Genomic DNA, 17,790 nt, shown 5'->3' on the forward strand with positions numbered 1-17,790 from the left:
GCGCATGTCCAGAAACGGTCCTTTGGCCCTCGGTTTCCACGCGTTGGTGGTGCTGTTCATGATGGCGCCGCTGGTGGTGGTGTGCCTGGTGGCGTTCACGCCCGAAAATACCTTGAGCCTGCCCACCTCGGGCTTCTCGCTGCGCTGGTTTCGCGCGGTGTTCGAGCGTGCGGATTTTATCCAGGCGTTCTATAACAGCCTGGTCCTGGCCTTCACCGCCGCGACCCTGGCCACTTTGATCGCCGTGCCGGCGGCCTTGGCGATCAGCCGGTACACGTTTCCGGGGCGCAATTTTTTCAGCGCCTTGTTCCTGTCACCCATCATCATCCCGCACCTGGTACTGGGCGTGGCCATGCTGCGCTTGTTCGCGCTGATGGGCGTCAACGGCAGCTTTACCTGGCTAATGCTGGCCCACGTGGTGATCATCACGCCGTATGTGCTGCGCCTGGTATTGGCGGCGGCCATCGGTATTGATCGCAGCGCCGAGCAAGCCGCCGAGTCGCTGGGTGCGAGCCGCTTCACGCTGTTTCGCCAGATCACCCTGCCGATGATCCTGCCCGGTGTCGCCGGCGGTTGGTTGCTGGCCTTCATCAACAGTTTCGATGAGGTGACGCTGTCGATCTTTGTCAGTTCGCCGGCCACGCAAACCCTGCCGGTGCGCATGTACGTGTACGCCACCGAGTCCATCGACCCGATGATGGCGGCGGTGTCGGCGCTGGTGATTGCACTGACGGCGGCGACCATGATTTTGCTCGACCGGGTCTACGGCCTCGACCGCGTGCTGGTGGGGAAACATTGATGGCCTTGTTCAAACGCTTGGCCGAGACCGAACGCCCTGCCCTGGCCTTTACCCTGGACGGCCAGCCTGCCAGCGGCTTGCTGGGTGACACAGTGCTGACCGCCGTGCTGACCTGCGCCGAACACCTGCGCGGCAGTGATTTCAGCGCCGAGCGCCGCGCCGGTTTCTGCCTGATGGGCGCGTGCCAGGATTGCTGGGTGCGCCTTGCAGACGGACGCCGCGTGCGTGCCTGCTCGACGCTGCTGGAAGAAGGCCAGGCGATCAGCCGCGATCCGGGGCGCCAGCCATGAAGCCGGTGGTGATTGTGGGCGCCGGCCCGGCCGGCATCAGCGCGGCGCGCACCTTGCTCGACCACGGCATCACACCGTGCCTGGTGGACGAGAGCCTGCGCGGCGGCGGGCAGATTTATCGCCGCCAACCCCAAGGTTTCCAACGCACGGCCAGGCAACTCTACGGATTTGAAGCAAGCAAGGCCGACGCTGTGCACCGCACGATGGATGAGCTGGCTGCGCTGATCGACTACCGGCCGCAAACCCTGGTGTGGAATGCCGAGGACGGCCGCCTGGACCTGCTCAACAACGGGCGCGCCGAGAGCCTCGAGTACGCGCAGATCATCGTTGCCACGGGTGCCACCGACCGTATCCTGCCGGTGCCGGGCTGGACCTTGCCCGGTGTCTACAGCCTCGGCGCGGCGCAGATCGCCCTGAAATACCAGGGCTGCGCCATCGGGGAGCGCGTGGCGTTCTGTGGCACTGGGCCGTTGTTGTACCTGGTCGCCTATCAGTACGCCAAAGCCGGGGCCAAGGTCGTCGCGGTGCTCGACAGCGCACCGTTCAGCGCGCAGTGTCGCGCGCTGCCGGCACTGCTCGGGCAACCGGCGACCTTGGCCAAGGGCTTGTATTACCGCGCCTGGCTGACGGCCCATGGGGTTGCCGTGCATCAAGGCGCCACGCTCACGCAGATCGAAGGCGAACAGCGGGTCAGCGGTATTCGCTGGGGCGAACACAGCCTGGAATGCGACGCCGTGGGCTTTGCCCATGCCCTGCGCAGCGAGACGCAACTGGCGGATCTGCTCGGTTGCGCATTCGCCTGGAACGCATTGAACCGCGCCTGGCTTCCGCAACGCGACAACGCCGGGCGCAGCAGTGTCAGCGGTGTGTACCTGGCCGGTGACGGCGCCGGGATCATGGGCGCGGACGCCGCGCAGATGGCCGGCGAGCGCGCCGCGCTGGCGGTTTTGGAAGACTCGGGCATTGCCATTGATCACCGCCGCCCTGCCGCGTTGGAGCAGCAACTGGCCGGCATCCAGCGCTTTCGCCAGGGCCTGGAAACCGCGTTCCCCTTCCCTGAGCAGTGGGCTGCACAGGCACCGGATACGCTGATGGTGTGCCGCTGCGAAGAAGTCAGCGCCGGCGAAATACGCGCAGTGGTGGATGAAGGCCACTGGGAGATCAATCGGGTCAAGGCCCACTGCCGCGTCGGCATGGGCCGCTGCCAGGGGCGCATGTGCGGGCTGGCGGCGGCGGAAATTGTCGCTGAGCGCAGTGGCCGGCGCATTGAAAACGTCGGCCGCTTGCGTGGCCAGGCGCCGATCAAGCCACTGCCATTTGGCGTGGAGGCGCAGCCATGATCGACGTCATCGTACTGGGCGGTGGGATTGTCGGCGCGTCGGCAGCCTTGATGCTCGCGCAGAAAAGCCAGCGCGTGGCCCTGGTGGAGCGGGATTTCTGTGGCTCGCATTCCAGTGGCGTGAATTATGGCGGTGTGCGCCGCCAGGGCCGGCCTTTGCATCAGTTGCCGCTGTCGCAACGCGCCCATCAACTGTGGGCCGACTTGCCGGGCCTGATCGGCATCGACGGCGAATACGTGCGCTCCGGGCATTTGAAGCTGGCGCGCAGCCATGCTGATTTCGCCGCGTTGCAGGCGTATGCCGAGCAGACCCGTGGCTTTGGCCTGGGCTTGCAGTTGCTCGACTACACCGAGCTGCGCGCACGCTTCCCCTGGGTGGGCGACATTGCGGTGGGCGCCTCGTTGTGTCCGCAAGACGGCCACGCCAACCCGCGCCTGGTATCGCCCGCCTTCGCACGTGCCGCGCAACGCCTTGGCGCATCGGTGTACGAGCAAGCCGAGGTGATTGGCATAGAACATGACGGCCAGCAGTTCCAGGTGCATTGCGCCAACGGCCTGCACCTGCAAGCGCCGTGGTTGCTCAACTGTGCCGGCGCCTGGGCCGGCACTGTCGCTGCGCAGTTTGGCGAAGCGGTGCCAATCACCTCGGCGCACCCGGCGATGCTGGTCACCGAGCCGCTGCCGGTGGTGATGAATGTGAGTACCGGCGTTGAAGGCGGCGGGATTTATGCACGCCAGGTCGCCCGGGGCAATTGCATCCTCGGCGGCGGTCGCGGCTTTGCCCTTGGCCCGCTGACCGCGCGACCAGGGCAGGCCGCCGTGCTGGAGATCCTGCGCAATGCCGGCGAGCTGTACCCGTTCCTCAAGGGTGCCCAGGCGATTCGTACCTGGAGCGGCACCGAAGGTTATCTACCCGATCACGAACCGGTGATCGGCCCCAGCAGCACCCTACCTGGCCTGCTCCACGGTTTCGGCTTTGCCGGTGCCGGGTTCCAGCTCGGTCCCGCGGTCGGTGAAGCCCTGGCAGAGATCGTCTGCGACGGAACCAGCCGCCAACCCATCGAAGCGTTTTCCATCCGTCGTTTCCAAGCCTGAGAGGAAAAACATCCATGAACCCACGTATTGCGCTGTCCTGCTTGTCCCTCGCCCTGCTCGCCTCCACCGCGCATGCCGCGCCCACGCTGTACCTGGGCATGAACGGCGGCACCATGGAACGGGTGTACGCCGACAAGGTGCTGCCCGCGTTCGAGAAGGCCAACAACGTCAAGGTCGTGATTGTGCCCGGCACGTCGTCGGACATCCTTGCCAAGGTACAGGCCAACAAAGACAACCCACAGATGCACGTGATGTTCCTCGACGACGGCATCATGTTCCGCGCCATCTCCATGGGCCTGTGCGACAAGCTGGCGCCGAGCCCGACCCTGGAGCAGATCCCGGCCAAGGCCAGAATCAAGGACGAAGCCGTGGCCGTGACCCTCGGCGTCACCGGCCTGGGCTACAACGCCAAGATGTTCAAGGAAAAAGGCTGGGCGGCGCCCACCTCGTGGATGGACCTGGCCGACCCGCGCTTCAAGGAGAAAGTGGTGTTCCAGTCCCTGGCTTCGTCCACCTTCGGCCTGCACGGTTTCCTGATGTTCAACCGTATCCAGGGTGGCGATGAAACCAACGTCGAGCCCGGCTTCAAGGCCTGGCCGAAAACCGTCGGCCCCAACGTGCTGGAATACATCGCCAGCTCGGCGAAAATATCCGAAATGGTGCAGACCGACGAAGCCGCGATTTTCCCGCTCACCCCGACCCAGGTCGCCACCCAGAAACTGCTTGGCGTGCCCATGGAATATGCGCAACCCAAGGAGGGTGCGGTGGTGCTGAACGTGGCTGAGTGTGTGATCGCGCGCAACGACCAGCCGGAACTGGCGCAGAAGCTCGCCGCGTTTTTGCTGACCGCCGAAGCCCAGGCCCCGGCGCTGGAAGAAGGCGATCAGATCCCGTCTAACCCGACCACGCCGACCACCGACAAGACCCGTGCGCGGGTGGAAGCGATGCAGGGTTACTTGCAGACGGCAATTTCGATTGACTGGGACCAGGTCAACCAGGCGCGGCCGGAGTGGAATGCGCGGTGGAGTCGATCGATCGAGCGTTAATCAAAGGGGCGCAATCGGCAGCGCGCGTTTGTGCGCTGTCTTGCTGTACGCGCCCTCGACAATCGTCCTCACCCGCTCGCTCACCGGTTCGCCCATCAAGTAGGCGTCGATCTCTGCGTATGTGCAACCGTAGGCGTGCTCGTCCAACTTGCCCGGTACCAGTTCTTCCAGATCGGCCGTCGGGTGTTTGTGCACCAGGTTGTCCGGTGCGCCGAGGGCCGTGGCGAGCAGGCGTACTTGGGTTTTGGTCAGGCCGGACAGCGGGGCCAGGTCGCAGGCGCCGTCACCGAACTTGGTGAAAAACCCCATCAACGCCTCGGCGCCGTGGTCGGTGCCGACCACCAGGCCATTGTGCAGGTTGGCCACGGCGTATTGCGCGATCATGCGCGTGCGGGCCTTGACGTTGCCCTTGATGAAATCGACATGCTCGGCGCTGGCTTCGGCGGCGGCCAGGCTGGCCATCAGACCGTCGACGCTGGCGGCGATGTTGAGGGTGTCGATGTGGTCCGGGGTGATGAAGTTCAGGGAGGCCTGGGCGTCGCTTTCATCAGCCTGGGTCTTGTAGGGCAGGCGCATGGCGATGAAGCGTGCGGCGTAACCCTCGCTGCGCAGTTGCTCGGCCGCCAATTGGCACAGGCGGCCGGCGGTGAGGGAGTCGACGCCGCCACTGATGCCCAACACCAGGGCCTTGCAGCCCGAGTGGCGCAAGGTGGTCTTGATGAAGTCGATGCGCCGTTGGATTTCCTCGGGCTCGCCGCCTTGGGTCAACGCGCGATTGATGTTCAGTTCCCGTGCGATACGTTCTTGCATGTCACACCTCCACACTGCCAACGTTGAACACTTGTGCTGCGTACTGCAAAAACGAAGCGTCTTCGCAGACATTTTTCACCGGGTCATCGGAGAATTTCACCACTGGCTCACCGTGCACCCGCACCAGCTTCATCACGATGCTCAGCGGTTCCACGCCTTCCACATCGCAGGCCAGGCTGGTGCCCATGCCGAACCCGAACCGCGCCTTGCCGCGCACGTGGCGCAGGATCGGCAGGCATTTTTCAAAGTTCAGGCCGTCGGAGAACATCAGGTCCTTGGTCATCGGGTCGATGCCCAACTGCTTGTAGCGGGCCAGTACCTTATCGGCCCAGGCGATGGGGTCACCAGAATCCTGGCGCAACCCGTCGTACAGCTTGGCGAAGTACAGGTCGAAGTCCTTGAGGAAAAAATCGGTGCTGATGCAGTCGGTCAGGGCGATGCCAAGGCGACCGCGGTACTCGCGCACCCAGTTTTCCAGGGCGGCGTTCTGACTCTCGCGCAGCCGCCCCAGTTGCTGGTGCACCATCAGCCACTGGTGGGCCATGGTGCCGATCAACGGCAGGTCGAATTCGTAGGCCAAGTGCGCGTTGCTGGTGCCGACGAACTGGCCGGGGAAGTCGCGGCGCATGATATCGACCACTTCGCGCTGGGCCTTGAACGACAAGCGCCGACGGGTGGAGAAGTCGGAGACGCGCAGGTCGGCCAGCTCATCGCGGCTGAGGTTTTTCTCTAGCCAGTCGAATTTCTGGTAGAGCTTGCGAGTGACGTCTTCGAGGGTGACGTCGGGGTATTTGTCGCGGTTGCGCAGCTCGCTGACCAGGGCCAAAACCGGCTGTTCGAACATGATGCAGTGCAGCATCGGGCCGACTACGCGGATGTTCAGTTGGCCGTCGACTTCACTGACATGGATATAGCGCAGGTTGAAGCGGAACAGGCCGAGGAAGCGCTCGTAGTCCGGGGTGAGGTATTCGCGAAAGCGTGGGTTGAACAGAAAGCGCAGTTCGCCTTCGCGCATGTGCAGGCCGGCCATTTTTTCCAGCTCGGCGCGCAGTTCGGGAATCAGGTGGCCGAGTTTTTCCTTCGAACGGACGATGAAGTTGTACTCGACGTCGACGTTCGGGTGCTGGTGCAACACGGCCTGCATCATGGTGAAGGTGTAGTAGTCGGTGTCGAGCAAACCCTGGATCACCGGGGTCTCGTAGTCGTATGCACTTTCCATGGTATTTCTCCTTAACGCGTGGCCATCGCGGCCAGTTCTTCGCGGGTGCTGCTGATGACAGCACCGGCCTTGAGCAACTCATTGACCGCTTGCACACCGCCCTCCTCGCTGATGCCTCGGCACGCCGGCAGGTGCAGGACCACTTCCAGGCCGGCCTTGAGCAGTTGCAAGGCGGTGGTCTTGACGCAGTAGTCCAGCGCCAGCCCGCCAACGATCACGCGGCTGACGCCCTGGGCCTTGAGGTATTCGATGACGCCGGTGGACAGTTTGTCGTGCAGGTCGTGGTAGCAGGCACCGTAGGGGTGCAGGTCGGGTTCGACGCCTTTCCAGATGAAGTAGTCGTAGTCATAGGGCGTGGGCAGCGCGTCCAGCAGGGTGAAGCCCTCGGTGCCGGGGACGCAGTGGCTCACCCAGGTCACATCGGCGTGGGCCAGGCCGGTGGGTTGCAGCATGTCGCTGTGCTGTGCCACCACCCAGGGCGCGTGTGGGGTGTGGGCGTCCTTGCTGCCGACGCGGTGGCCGGCGAGGCTGGCCATGTAGTTGAGTTCGGCACCGATGTGGTCACCGCCGGCCACAGGCAACTCGTTGGGGCACAGTGGCGTGAAGCTCTTCTGGGCGTCGACGTCGAATGAGGCAATGGCAGTTTTCGCAAGGGTCATGATGGTTCTCCTGTGGCCTGGAAACAAAAGTACACGTCATGTACTTTCATTGCAAGAAACATTTAGTTATCTATCCTAGTGCCGGTACATGACATATCTGTTCGATCCGTTAGACTGTGCCCTACTGTTATTCGCAAGGACCTCACATGCCGCTTAGCGCCTACCTCCACACCGTCGACCTGTGCGTCCTGTATTACTGCCGCAGCACGGGCGAACTCAAGCTGCTGCTGAACAAACGCGACGCCGAGCCATTCGCCGGGCACTGGGCGTTGCCGGGTGTGGTGGTGAACGGCGGCGTGCAAGATCTGCGCCTCCAGGATGCGGTGGAACGCTTGCGGGCGAGTGACAAGGTGGGGTTTGAATTGGCCTGGAGCGAGCAAGTGGGCACCGTGGGTGATGCGTTCCGCGACCCGCGTTGCTGGTCGTCGTCCACGTACTACCTGGCGATCGTGGCGCAGGAGGTGACGCTCGGCGAGCATCAAGCCTGGTATTCACTGAATGCCGTGGCTGACGGCAGCATCAAGCTGCCGTTCGATCACAACATGATCGTGGCATCGGTGCAGGAACGGCTGTTCTCCAAGTCGCTGTACAGCAGCTTGCCGCTGATGTTCCTGGGCGATGAGTTCAGTGCCCCGCAAGCCACCACGATTTTTTCCCTGGTGCTGGCTCGCCCGGTGCTGAAGACCAGTATCCGCCAGCGCTTGTTGAAGCTCACGGAGGCAGGGTATTTGCGCGAGACCGGGCGCAAGAAACAAGGTGAAGGCGGCAGGCCCCAGGCGACGGTGGAGAACCTGAAACCCGGGGACATTTACTTCTTCGATCGCAGCTTCGCCGAATAACCCACGCTTGCAGGAGCCCGGCTTGCCGGGCGCCTACAAGGGTCAGTTCATCCAGTTGCCGCCGTCGACGTTGTAGGTCTGGGCCACCACATAGTCGGCCTCCTTCGAAGCCAGGAAGATCGCCATCCCGGTCAGGTCCTGCGCCGTGCCCATCCGCCCAAAGGGCACTTCCTCCCCTACCCGCTTCTTCTTCTCGCCCGGCGCCAACCCTTCATGCCTGGCAAACAACGCATCCACCCCGTCCCAGTGCTCGCCATCCACCACACCGGGTGCGATGGCGTTGACGTTGATGCCTTGCTTGATCAGGTTCAGCCCCGCCGATTGAGTCAGGCTGATCACCGCCGCCTTGGTCGCGCAGTAGATCGCCACCAACGGCTCGCCCCGGCGTCCGGCCTGGCTGGCCATGTTGATGATCTTGCCGCCATGGCCCTGGCTGATCATCTGCCGCGCGGCGGCCTGCAGGGTGAACAGCGTGCCGGCGACATTGATCGAGAACAGCCGCTCGTAACTGTCTCGGGTAATATCGACGATGGGCGCCAGGTCAAACAGCGCAGCATTGTTGATGAGGATATCCAGCTTGCCGGCCTGTGCCACCACGGCCGCGATCGCGGCGTCGATGGAAGCCTGGTCGGTGACATCCATTGCCACTGCATAGGCTTGCGGGCCTAGTTCGGCGGCCGTCGCCTGGGCGCGTTGCAGGTTGATATCGGCGATGGCCACCGTCGCACCTTCAGCAATATAGGCCTGGGCAAAGGCGCGGCCGATACCGCGCGCCGATCCGGTGATGAGCGCGCTTTTACCTTCGAGTCGTTTCATTGAGGTGTCCTGTAAAAACTATTTCGGGTAGCCGGCGCGTTTCATCTCGCGCTCGGTGCTGGACTGCGCTTGCAGCAAGGCCTGGTCAACCGACATGCCACCGGTCAGCGCGGCCGAGAACAGCTTGCCCACCGAGGTGCCGATGGCCTGGAATTCAGGGATGGTCACGTACTGGATGCCCACGTACGGCACCGGCTTGGCCGAAGGGTGCGCGGGGTCGGCGTGCTTCATCATCGCCAGGGTTACCTGGGCAAACGGCGCGGCCTTCAGGTACGCCTCGCTATAGGTGGACTGGCGCGTGCCAGGCGGTACGTTGGTGATGCCTTCTTTGTCGGCGACCAGTTGGATATAGGCCTTGGAGGTCGCCCAACTGATAAAGGCCTTGGCGGCGTCCTTGTGCCGGGAGGTGGCCGGGATCGCCAGGGACCAGGCGTAGAGCCACGAGGAACCTTTGTCGGTGACTTCGGTGGGGGCGGCGGCAAAGCCTACGCTGTCGGCGACCTTGCTTTGGCTTTTATCAGTGGTGAAGGAGCCCGCCACGCTGGCATCAACCCAGATCGCGCATTTACCGCTGTTGAACAGCGCCAGGGTTTCATTGAAGCCGTTGCTGGACACACCCGGCGGGCCATATTGCTTGAGGGTGTTGACGTAGAAGTTGGCGGCAGCTGTCCATTCGGGGCTGGTCAGCTCCGGCTTCCACTGCTCGTCGAACCAGCGCGCACCAAAGGCGTTGGCCATGGTGCTCAGCAAAGCGATGTTTTCGCCCCAGCCGGCCTTGCCACGCAGGCACATGCCATATTGGTCCTTGTCTTTGGCGGTGAGCTTGGACGCGAACTCGCCAAGCTGGGTCCAGGTGGGGTGCGCCGGCATGCTCAGCCCCGCCTGCTTGAACAGGTCGGTGCGGTAGTAGGTGACGGTGCTCTCGCCATAGAACGGCAGGGCGTACAGGGTGTTGTCGACTGACAGGCCCTGGCGCACCGAGGGGAAAATATCCTCGACGTCATAGTCCGCTGGCAGTTGGGTCAACGGCTCCAGCCAGTGCTTGGCGCCCCACAGTGGGGTTTCGTAGGTGCCGATGGTCAGCACATCGAACTGCCCGCCCTGGGTGGCAATATCGGTGGTGAGGCGCTGGCGCAGCACGTTTTCTTCCAGCACCACCCAATTGAGCTTGATGTCTGGGTGCTGCTCTTCGAACACCTTGGACAGGCGCTGCATGCGGATCATGTCGCTGTTGTTGACTGTGGCGATGGTGACGGTGTCGGCGGCATGGCTGGGCATGGCCAATGCCAGGCCGGAAAGCAGGAACAACGCTTGCGGGAGCTTGAACATAGCGGTTTCCACCTGTTGTTTTTGTTGTTGAGCGCCGATTACAGCAGCTTGGCCAGCCCCTCACAAACGCCAGGCGGATGCTCGACTGGTACTTTTTTAACCGGCAACCGACAGTTAAAAAAGTATCAGTGCCGGGCGAAACCGGGGGTAGCGCCCAAGTCGTCAACCCGCGTATTTTGAGGCCTTCCATAAATAAAAGAGGCATCACCATGCCCATCAGCCGCGCCCAGTTGTTCGAGCACCGCCCAGCCGAACTCGAAGTGATCCTGCCCGAACCGGACCATTGCTTTCGTTGGTTCGAGCACGACTACCCCTACGATTTGGCGCGCTGGAACCACCACCCTGAGTTTGAAATCCACCTGATCCGCCAAGGCAGCGGCAAGCTGGTGGCCGGCGACTATATTGGTGCGTTCAGTGCCGGGCATGTGGCGCTGATCGGCCCCGACCTGCCCCACGACTGGATTGGCGAGTTGGCCCCCGGCGAATACCTGACTGGCCGCGACGTGGTGCTGCAATTCGACGGCGCCGCCCTGCTCGCCCTGCGCAAGACACTGCCGGAACTCGGCGACCTGCAGCCATTGTTCGAACAGGCCCGGCGTGGCCTGGAATTTACCGGCGATACCGCGTTGCAGGCCGCGCACTTGATGGAAGCCATCGGCAGCGCGCATGGCCTGCAACGCTTGATCCTGTTCCTGCAACTGCTCGACAGCCTGAAAAATGCCCCGCCGCCGCAGGTCAAGGCCCTGGCCAGCCCCTGCTACGCGCCGATCCTGGACGCCCGCAGCGCCGAACGCATCAACAAGGCGTTCGACTATTTGATGCGAGAACTGACCGGCGATGTGCGCCTGTCGGTCATTGCCCAGCAGCTGGAAATGAGCGAGCCGGGCTTCTCACGCTTCTTCAAGCGCAACACCGGCCACGGCTTCATCGACCTGATGCGCAAGTTTCGTGTGCAACGCGCCTGCCGGCTGTTGCTGCAAAGTGATATGTCAGTGGCGGACATCTGCTTTGAAGTGGGCTACGCCAACCTGTCCAATTTCAACCGGCATTTTCGGATCGAAATGCACCAGACGCCGAGCGACTACCGGCGGGAAACAGCCATGCACCTGTTCCAGCGCATCGAAAAAATGACACCCAGTCAATTTTGACCAAAAGGTCGACTAATTCCGCTTTTTTTCATGCTGATCAATCGATTGAGCAAAGTTGGTACAGCCTGTGCAAACGTTTGCGGTACGAACTTGGCAACCAAGTTCACCTCAACCCGAAGAATCGGGTCTAAACCGCGTACGAATAGGGATTTTCAATGCACCCCACCTCAAGGCGTCCTACCCCCTTTGGTGTTTCTTTGCTACTGGCTGCCGTTACGGGACTACTCAGTGCGTCTATTTTGGCGCAGGAAAAACCCGTCGATGACTCAGCACAGGGCGAAACGCTCAGCCCTGAAGCCAGCCCGGCGAAAAAAGGCGTGTACCTGTCGGACTGGTTCAACCAGGACCTGACATTGATCGGCAGCAAAGACATCAGCTTCGGCCCCAAGCCGCAGGATGATGTCTACCTGGAGTACGAGTACTTCGGCCGCAAAGGGCCGTTCGAGTTGTACGGCTACATCGACGTGCCGAAGATCCTCACCATCGGTAACAGTAATGACAAAGGCGTGTGGGACCATGGTTCGCCGGTGTTCATGGAGCATGAGCCGCGCATTTCCATCGACTACCTGGCGGGCCGCAGCCTGGCCTTCGGACCGTTCAAGGAATGGTACGTGGCGTTCGACTGGATCTACGACCACGGCAGCAACAAGGAAAACCGCGCCAACACCCTGTACAGCGGCCTCGGCACCGACATCGACACCCACTCGAGGGTCAACCTGTCGGCCAACTTCTACGGGCGTTACCAGTGGGAAAACTATGGCGCCAGCAATGAATACTCCTGGGACGGTTACCGTGCGCAAATGAAGTACATCGTGCCCATCGGCAAGTTCGACAACGGTGCCTCACTGACCTACATCGGCTTCACCAATTACGATTTCGGTTCGGACCTGCACAAGGACAACCCAGCGCGCACCGCCAACTCCCTGGTGGCCACCAACGTGCTGCTGTATTCATTCACCCACCTGCGTTTCACCCTGGTCGGCCGGTACTTCCATAACGGCGGCAACTGGGAAGATGGCAGCGAGTTGAATTTCGGCGAAGGCAACTTCCGCGCCCGTTCTGATGGCTGGGGTTACTACGCCGGCGTGGGCTATCAATTCTAATCAAGGAGTTTTAGATGAAAGCGTTCAAACGTCTCTCAATGGCCGTCGGCCTGGCCCTGCTACCCCACGTGGTGCTGGCGGATGCGCCTGCGCCGATCAAACCCAAGGTCATGCTGATCACCATGTTCGCCCCGGAGGCACAAACCTGGATAGACCGCCTGGCACTCAAGCAGGAAGTGCGCGTGCCGGGACTGTCCGCCGAGTACCCGGTAATCCGCTGCAACACCCAGGACGTGTGCCTGCTGGTAACCGGCATGGGCCAGACCAATGCCGCGGCCTCCACCCTCGCCCTGGCCTTGTCGCCCAAGTTCGACCTGCGCCAGAGCTATTTCCTGATCGCCGGGATTGCCGGCATCAGCCCCAAGCATGGCACCATCGGCACTGCCGCCTGGGCGCATTACCTGGTGGAGTTTGGCACTCAGTGGGAGCTGGATTCACGGGATGCCCCCAAGGATTGGCCGACCGGCTATATCGGCATCAACACCAAGGGCCCCAACGAAAAACCTCCGTTGGACTACAAGACCGAAGTGTTTGAGCTGAACCCCAAGTTGCAGGCCAAGGCCTTCGCCTTGTCGCAGAAAGTCGAGCTGACCGAAAGCAAGGAATCCAGCGCCTGGCGCAAACACTACCCTGCCGCCCCAGCCAACCAGCCGCCGCAAGTCACCCGCTGTGACACCCTCGCGGGCAACACTTGGTTCTCCGGCACGCGCTTGAGCGAGCGCGCCGAAGTCTGGACCAAGTTGCTGACCGACAACAAAGGCGAGTACTGCACCACCCAGCAGGAAGACAATTCCACCTATGAAGCCCTGCTACGCGCCAGCCGCGAAGGCCTGGTGGATATCCAACGCCTGGCAGTGGTGCGCGCAGGGTCGGACTTCGACCGCCCGTACCCTGGCTACAGTGAAGTGGACAACCTGCTGAAATACGCCGATCAAGGCGGCTTTGTGCCGGCGCTGGAGAACCTGTACCGCACTGGCAACCCGCTGGTGCAGGCGATCCTGAAGAACTGGTCCGCATGGGAAAAAGGCGTTCCCGAAGCCTGATGATTCTGTAGGCGCCGGCTTGCCGGCCGCCTACAGGGGTTGTGTCAGGGCACGAAGATGATTTTGTCGGCGCTGCCCTGGTTCACTTCTTCATAACACTGCACGCCATTTGCCAACGCGACTTCACGCAGGCCCGTTGGCAACGGCAGCAGGCCTTCATCAAAGAAGCGCCCGAACTGCTCCAGCATCACCGCGCATTGCTCGCAGTTGTAGAGCAACGAATTGATCCCCACCACCGAGCCGCCCTTGCGGTACAAGGCCAGGGCCGGCAGTTGCACATGGCCGTCCACCGGTGCCGCGATGATTGCAATGCGACCGAACGGCGCCAGGCCTGCCACAGCCGCCGGCAGCCAGAAACCGGTGGTGTCGAAGATCACGTCGGCGCCGCCCGTGAACACGGCATTCACCTGCGAGCCCAGCTCTTCCGGATTGCCCAGGGCAATCGCCTCAAAGCCCTGCCCCTGCAAGGCTGCAACCTGCTCCGGTCGACGCACCGCAGCCAGCACCTGGGCCCCGCGAATCTTCGCCAAAGCCAATGCCGCGCTACCCACGGCACCATTGGCGCCAATCACCAGCAACCGGGTGCCTTTGCCCACACCGCTGCGCTCCAGCGCGTCCCAGGCGGTGGTGTACGGCACGCCGAGGCTGGCGGCCTGGGCGAAACTCAGGTGGGTGGGTTTGTGCGCCACGCCCTTGGCCGAGACGGTGAGGTACTGGGCATGGGAACCGTCGGCAAAGAACCCCAGGTCGCGGCCTGTGCCCCAGACGTCCTGGCCTACCCATTCTTGTGGCCCCTCCACGACGACGCCGGCGAAGTCGCGACCGGGAATGCGTGGCAAGGTGGTGTAGGGAAAACGGCCGAGCACGTTTTTGACGTCGCTGGGGTTGAGGCCCGCGGCCTTGATCTGTACCAGCACTTCACCCTCGGCCGGTACCGGTGTGGCGACGTCGACTACGCTGAGGGCGGCGAGATCGCCGGTGGCGGTAAATTGCAGTGCTTTCATGGCCAATATCCATCGAAGAGTAAAAAGGGATCAAGACAACCAGGTGCTCACCCACAGCCGGCCCATTGGCCAGAGCTTTTCGCCCAGCAGCATGCCCATCAGGCCGATCAAGGCGATGGCCGGGGGGGCTGGCGAGCGGAAATCCAAGGCGCCGTAGATCACGCCGACAAACAGGCCGATGGCGAGGGAAATCAGGTAGTTCATGGGGTGAGCGCCGTGTAGGTGGTTGCGCTCAGTGTAGAGAGCCGAATCCTGAAGCATCGGCCAAGTGCTTCAGGATTTCGGCCAAACCCTCAACCCACGTAGTGCGAAGGCGCCACGCCGAGTTCGCGGCGGAACATGTCGCTGAAACTGCTGGGTGAGTAGCCGAGGGAACGGGCGATGCCGCTGACAGACTGGCCCTGGATCAACTCCGCCACCGCCGTGGCCAGTTGCACCTGGCGGCGCCACTCGGCAAAGCCCATGCCCAGGTGGTTCTGGAACAGACGCGCCAGGGTGCGCACACTGGCACCGGCGGTTTCGGCATGCTGTTCGAACGGGACCTCCAGGGAAGGCGCGGCCATGACCGCCTGGCAGGCATTAATCAGGCGGCGGTCTGCCTCCACCGGCATGGCAATGCGGATTTGCGAGCGGCGCGCCCGTTGCAGCTCCAGCAGGGCCAGGCTGACCACTGCATCGTAGTAATCCGCCTCACCGTTGTCGCCCTCGTCCACCAGCGTGACGATCAACTCCCGCAACAACCCACCGACTTCGATCACCTGCACCTGGCTGTCCAGCGTCGCCGCCAGCGCCGGGCGCAGGTAGATATTGCGCATCTGCAGATCCGACACCACACGAATCCCATGCTCCACACCTGGCGGCAGCCATACGGCGCGCTGCGGCGGCACCACCAGCGCTTCACGCGGGGTCTCGACCCACATCACGCCGCTCATGGCGTAGAGCAACTGGCCCCAGTCGTGGCTGTGGGGTTCAACGTACAGCCCGCGCGGGTAGGTGCGCGCCAGGGGCTGCACGGGAACGGCGTGATCACTGAGGTCGGGGGGCGCAGCCTGGGCCATGGGGTGCACATCAATCAGGGGTGAGCCGCCATGGTAATGACCACCGCTCGACAATCCGAGTGAATTTTTACAGCCGCAGGTGATCACTTGCTTATACCGGGAGGGTCAATGGACCAATGAATAACGCAAAGCTGTTTGTGATCGATTACACCCTGCATGGCGAACCCAAGTCGTTCATCATTCGACTGGAAAAACTGGATGCTGCCGAAGCCTGGCACTGGGCGAGTTGTGACGCCGGCGTGGGCCGTATCGGCCGCTTTGCCCGCGAGCAAGTGAAAAAGACCAGCCAACAGCAGGCGGAAAAATTCGGCATCACCAACGTGCAGTGGCGCCGCTCGGATGCGCGCGCCCAGGCTTGATCAGGGAGAGAACCATGGATTTACCGGTACGGGTCAATGGCAAGGCGCGCATTGACTACACCCAGGACACTCTATTCGGACCCATGGCCAAACATGTCGAATGCCAGGTGAGTTTGCAGCAACAACCTGGCTGGACAGTGCTGAAGGTGTTCCAGCCTTTACCGGACGACCTGCACGCGGCACACACTGTGGTGTTTGCGCTGGAGGGGCGGCGCACCAGCGCCATCGTGAAGGACCGTCAGCGTTTGTCAGACCATAGCCTGCGGCTTGAACTGGAAACTCAGTAGCCCACGGAACACGGATACCTTTGCGAGCTTGCTGCCACTGGCGGCCTGACAGCTATCTACCTGTAATGCCGCGATCCACATGTGGGAGCTGGCTTGCCTGCGAAAGCGTCCTGACAGCCGACCACTCTCCAACTGTCACCCCCCGATCCAAATGTGGGAGCTGGCTTGCCTGCGATGCAGGCACCTCGGTACATCAGGCACACCCAGGCGACGCCATCGCAGGCAAGCAGTTCCTACATTCTTGACCGCATTCAGCCCTTGGCTGACTTCGCGCATTCGCAGCCGGTGGCCGATGCACACGGTTCACCATGGGCATGGTGCTCGGCACAGCCCTGGCAGCAATAGCCCTTGCCGTCCTTCATTATCGCATCGGCTCCCAGCACGCACTTGCAGTGTGGGCAGGCACAGGTTTTATCTGGCATGTCAGACTCCTTCTTCATGGTCGTCCCAGTGCGGCGGGCGCCGGCACCTTAAGCAGTGACTGTGGCCCGCCGTCGATGGTTCAAACCATCAGTCGGTGCGGGTATTGCTGCGGTACATGAACACCAGCGCCAACGCCAGGCAGGCCATCGCCACGATCCGGCTGCCCGACAATTCGATGGCCGGGTTTCCCAGCCAGCCGAAGTTGTCGATCAGCATGCCCATGCCCAGTTGGCCGACGATCACCGCGACGGTCGCGACGGCCGTGCCGACCACCGGTACCGCGCCGACCATCACCATCATGTACACCACGCCGAACAACGCGCCGGTGAGTTGCCATTTCGGCACCTGCAACAGGCTCACTGCCTGGGCGGGCTCAAAGAACAGGATCAGCAGCGAGGTGACAATCGCCCCCACCACAAAGGTCACCAGGCTGCCACGCAACACACCCACGGTCTGACCCAGGCGACCATTGATAGCCGCCTGCACACTCAACACCGCACCGGCGGCAACCACAACGACCAATAACAAAATCAGATTCATCGCCTTAACCCCGTGCAATCAGAACAAGTGCCACCACAATCAACGCCAGGGCAATCCAGCGTTCACCATTGACCCGCTTGCGCGCTGTGCCGAACCAGCCGAAATGGTCGATCAACACACTCTTGCCGACCTGACCGGACAAAATCGCGATCATGGTCATCGCAATGCCGATATGCGGCGTGGCGAGCGTGAGCACCACCACGTAGATCGGCCCCAGGAAACCGCCGATCAACTGCCAGCGCGGCAGCTCGGACAGTGCCGGGCCCTTTTGCGGGCCACTGAACAGCAGCAGCAGATACAGGATCGCCGAGCCCACCCCGAAAATGCTCAGGGTTGCCCACAGATGGCCGACCTGCACCCCCAGCGGTCCGAGTAACCCCGCCTCCACCGACAGGCCCATGCCGGCCAGGATCACCAGCGGCAGCAACAGCAGCCGCAGGGCATTTTTCTTCGGCTTGGCGTGCGCCACGCCCTCAACAGCACTTGCTTGCATACATCACCTGCACATCAACAAAGGATTGGATGACGCGCATTATCCGGTGGCCGTCCTGTGCGATAAATGGGAGCATGCCGACAACACCTTT

At 62.4% G+C, this 17,790-nt stretch carries 22 protein-coding genes; 11 read left to right on the forward strand and 11 right to left on the reverse strand.

Annotated features, from left to right (window positions below):
- The first annotated feature begins 4 nt into the window (after nucleotides 1-4).
- Genes CWC48_RS29015 through CWC48_RS29035 form a run of 5 tightly spaced genes read left to right on the forward strand, consistent with a single transcriptional unit; the run spans nucleotide 5 to nucleotide 4,569 of the window.
- Nucleotides 5-799, forward strand: coding sequence for an ABC transporter permease (locus CWC48_RS29015; protein WP_078047942.1), 795 nt, complete (start codon nucleotides 5-7; stop codon nucleotides 797-799).
- A complete protein-coding gene (locus tag CWC48_RS29020) occupies nucleotides 799-1,089 on the forward strand; it encodes a (2Fe-2S)-binding protein (protein WP_078047941.1) in 291 nt (96 codons plus the stop codon). Before CWC48_RS29015 ends, CWC48_RS29020 begins: the two co-directional genes overlap by 1 nt.
- On the forward strand, nucleotides 1,086-2,429 hold the full coding sequence (locus CWC48_RS29025) for an NAD(P)/FAD-dependent oxidoreductase (RefSeq protein ID WP_100491018.1): 1,344 nt from the start codon (nucleotides 1,086-1,088) through the stop codon (nucleotides 2,427-2,429). Before CWC48_RS29020 ends, CWC48_RS29025 begins: the two co-directional genes overlap by 4 nt.
- The gene (locus tag CWC48_RS29030; RefSeq protein WP_100491019.1) at nucleotides 2,426-3,523 is read left to right on the forward strand and encodes an FAD-binding oxidoreductase; all 1,098 of its coding nucleotides are present in this window, start codon (nucleotides 2,426-2,428) and stop codon (nucleotides 3,521-3,523) included. Before CWC48_RS29025 ends, CWC48_RS29030 begins: the two co-directional genes overlap by 4 nt.
- Nucleotides 3,524-3,537: 14 nt before the next feature.
- The gene (locus CWC48_RS29035; protein ID WP_100491020.1) at nucleotides 3,538-4,569 is read left to right on the forward strand and encodes an ABC transporter substrate-binding protein; all 1,032 of its coding nucleotides are present in this window, start codon (nucleotides 3,538-3,540) and stop codon (nucleotides 4,567-4,569) included.
- Here the strand turns inward: CWC48_RS29035 and nadE are convergent, their stop codons facing one another.
- The 3 genes from nadE to CWC48_RS29050 are packed head-to-tail and all read right to left on the reverse strand — an operon-like array spanning nucleotide 4,570 to nucleotide 7,257.
- Entirely contained in the window at nucleotides 4,570-5,379 is an 810-nt protein-coding gene (nadE, locus tag CWC48_RS29040) for an ammonia-dependent NAD(+) synthetase (protein WP_100491021.1), read from the reverse strand.
- Between the two features lies 1 nt (nucleotide 5,380).
- Nucleotides 5,381-6,598, reverse strand: coding sequence for a nicotinate phosphoribosyltransferase (pncB, locus tag CWC48_RS29045; RefSeq protein ID WP_099492477.1), 1,218 nt, complete (start codon nucleotides 6,596-6,598; stop codon nucleotides 5,381-5,383).
- 11 nt (nucleotides 6,599-6,609) lie between these two features.
- On the reverse strand, nucleotides 6,610-7,257 hold the full coding sequence (locus tag CWC48_RS29050) for a nicotinamidase (RefSeq protein ID WP_100491022.1): 648 nt from the start codon (nucleotides 7,255-7,257) through the stop codon (nucleotides 6,610-6,612).
- A gap of 146 nt (nucleotides 7,258-7,403) precedes the next feature.
- Between CWC48_RS29050 and CWC48_RS29055 the strand changes: the two genes are divergently transcribed.
- A complete protein-coding gene (locus tag CWC48_RS29055) occupies nucleotides 7,404-8,096 on the forward strand; it encodes an NUDIX hydrolase (RefSeq protein ID WP_078047934.1) in 693 nt (230 codons plus the stop codon).
- A 42-nt stretch (nucleotides 8,097-8,138) separates the two neighbouring features.
- Here the strand turns inward: CWC48_RS29055 and CWC48_RS29060 are convergent, their stop codons facing one another.
- On the reverse strand, nucleotides 8,139-8,912 hold the full coding sequence (locus tag CWC48_RS29060; protein ID WP_099492480.1) for an L-iditol 2-dehydrogenase: 774 nt from the start codon (nucleotides 8,910-8,912) through the stop codon (nucleotides 8,139-8,141).
- Between the two features lie 18 nt (nucleotides 8,913-8,930).
- On the reverse strand, nucleotides 8,931-10,190 hold the full coding sequence (locus CWC48_RS29065) for a sugar ABC transporter substrate-binding protein (RefSeq protein WP_371857082.1): 1,260 nt from the start codon (nucleotides 10,188-10,190) through the stop codon (nucleotides 8,931-8,933).
- Nucleotides 10,191-10,450: 260 nt separating this feature from the next.
- Between CWC48_RS29065 and CWC48_RS29070 the strand changes: the two genes are divergently transcribed.
- The 3 genes from CWC48_RS29070 (at nucleotide 10,451) to CWC48_RS29080 (ending at nucleotide 13,535) form a co-directional block, all read left to right on the forward strand.
- Nucleotides 10,451-11,389: an AraC family transcriptional regulator gene (locus CWC48_RS29070; RefSeq protein WP_100491023.1), complete on the forward strand. Its 939-nt coding sequence runs from the start codon at nucleotides 10,451-10,453 to the stop codon at nucleotides 11,387-11,389.
- Nucleotides 11,390-11,544: 155 nt separating this feature from the next.
- Complete coding sequence (locus tag CWC48_RS29075) at nucleotides 11,545-12,492, forward strand: nucleoside-specific channel-forming protein Tsx (RefSeq protein ID WP_078047930.1); 948 nt, start codon at nucleotides 11,545-11,547, stop codon at nucleotides 12,490-12,492.
- A gap of 14 nt (nucleotides 12,493-12,506) precedes the next feature.
- Nucleotides 12,507-13,535: a purine nucleoside permease gene (locus tag CWC48_RS29080; RefSeq protein WP_078047929.1), complete on the forward strand. Its 1,029-nt coding sequence runs from the start codon at nucleotides 12,507-12,509 to the stop codon at nucleotides 13,533-13,535.
- A 44-nt stretch (nucleotides 13,536-13,579) separates the two neighbouring features.
- Here CWC48_RS29080 and CWC48_RS29085 read toward each other — a convergent pair whose 3' ends face one another.
- From CWC48_RS29085 to CWC48_RS29095, 3 genes are all read right to left on the reverse strand, one after another.
- Complete coding sequence (locus CWC48_RS29085) at nucleotides 13,580-14,539, reverse strand: zinc-binding alcohol dehydrogenase family protein (protein WP_078047928.1); 960 nt, start codon at nucleotides 14,537-14,539, stop codon at nucleotides 13,580-13,582.
- A 30-nt stretch (nucleotides 14,540-14,569) separates the two neighbouring features.
- Nucleotides 14,570-14,743 (reverse strand): DUF1427 family protein, encoded by a 174-nt coding sequence (locus tag CWC48_RS29090; RefSeq protein WP_078047927.1) that lies wholly within the window; start codon nucleotides 14,741-14,743, stop codon nucleotides 14,570-14,572.
- Nucleotides 14,744-14,832: 89 nt separating this feature from the next.
- Entirely contained in the window at nucleotides 14,833-15,597 is a 765-nt protein-coding gene (locus CWC48_RS29095) for a helix-turn-helix transcriptional regulator (RefSeq protein ID WP_100491024.1), read from the reverse strand.
- Between the two features lie 116 nt (nucleotides 15,598-15,713).
- Between CWC48_RS29095 and CWC48_RS29100 the strand changes: the two genes are divergently transcribed.
- Both CWC48_RS29100 and CWC48_RS29105 read left to right on the forward strand, forming a co-directional pair.
- Nucleotides 15,714-15,956: a DUF6555 family protein gene (locus CWC48_RS29100; RefSeq protein WP_069023127.1), complete on the forward strand. Its 243-nt coding sequence runs from the start codon at nucleotides 15,714-15,716 to the stop codon at nucleotides 15,954-15,956.
- Nucleotides 15,957-15,970: 14 nt separating this feature from the next.
- Nucleotides 15,971-16,243 (forward strand): hypothetical protein, encoded by a 273-nt coding sequence (locus tag CWC48_RS29105; RefSeq protein ID WP_025855728.1) that lies wholly within the window; start codon nucleotides 15,971-15,973, stop codon nucleotides 16,241-16,243.
- 251 nt (nucleotides 16,244-16,494) lie between these two features.
- Here CWC48_RS29105 and CWC48_RS29110 read toward each other — a convergent pair whose 3' ends face one another.
- From CWC48_RS29110 to CWC48_RS29120, 3 genes are all read right to left on the reverse strand, one after another.
- Entirely contained in the window at nucleotides 16,495-16,665 is a 171-nt protein-coding gene (locus tag CWC48_RS29110) for a metallothionein (RefSeq protein ID WP_078047924.1), read from the reverse strand.
- 88 nt (nucleotides 16,666-16,753) lie between these two features.
- Nucleotides 16,754-17,206 carry a DMT family transporter gene (locus CWC48_RS29115; protein WP_078047923.1) on the reverse strand — a complete coding sequence of 151 codons (453 nt, stop codon included), beginning with the start codon at nucleotides 17,204-17,206 and terminating at the stop codon, nucleotides 16,754-16,756.
- Between the two features lie 4 nt (nucleotides 17,207-17,210).
- Entirely contained in the window at nucleotides 17,211-17,699 is a 489-nt protein-coding gene (locus tag CWC48_RS29120; protein WP_078047922.1) for a DMT family transporter, read from the reverse strand.
- Nucleotides 17,700-17,790 lie beyond the last annotated feature (91 nt).

The sequence above is a fragment of the Pseudomonas sp. S10E 269 genome, from assembly GCF_002798465.1.
Taxonomy (GTDB): domain Bacteria; phylum Pseudomonadota; class Gammaproteobacteria; order Pseudomonadales; family Pseudomonadaceae; genus Aquipseudomonas; species Aquipseudomonas pergaminensis.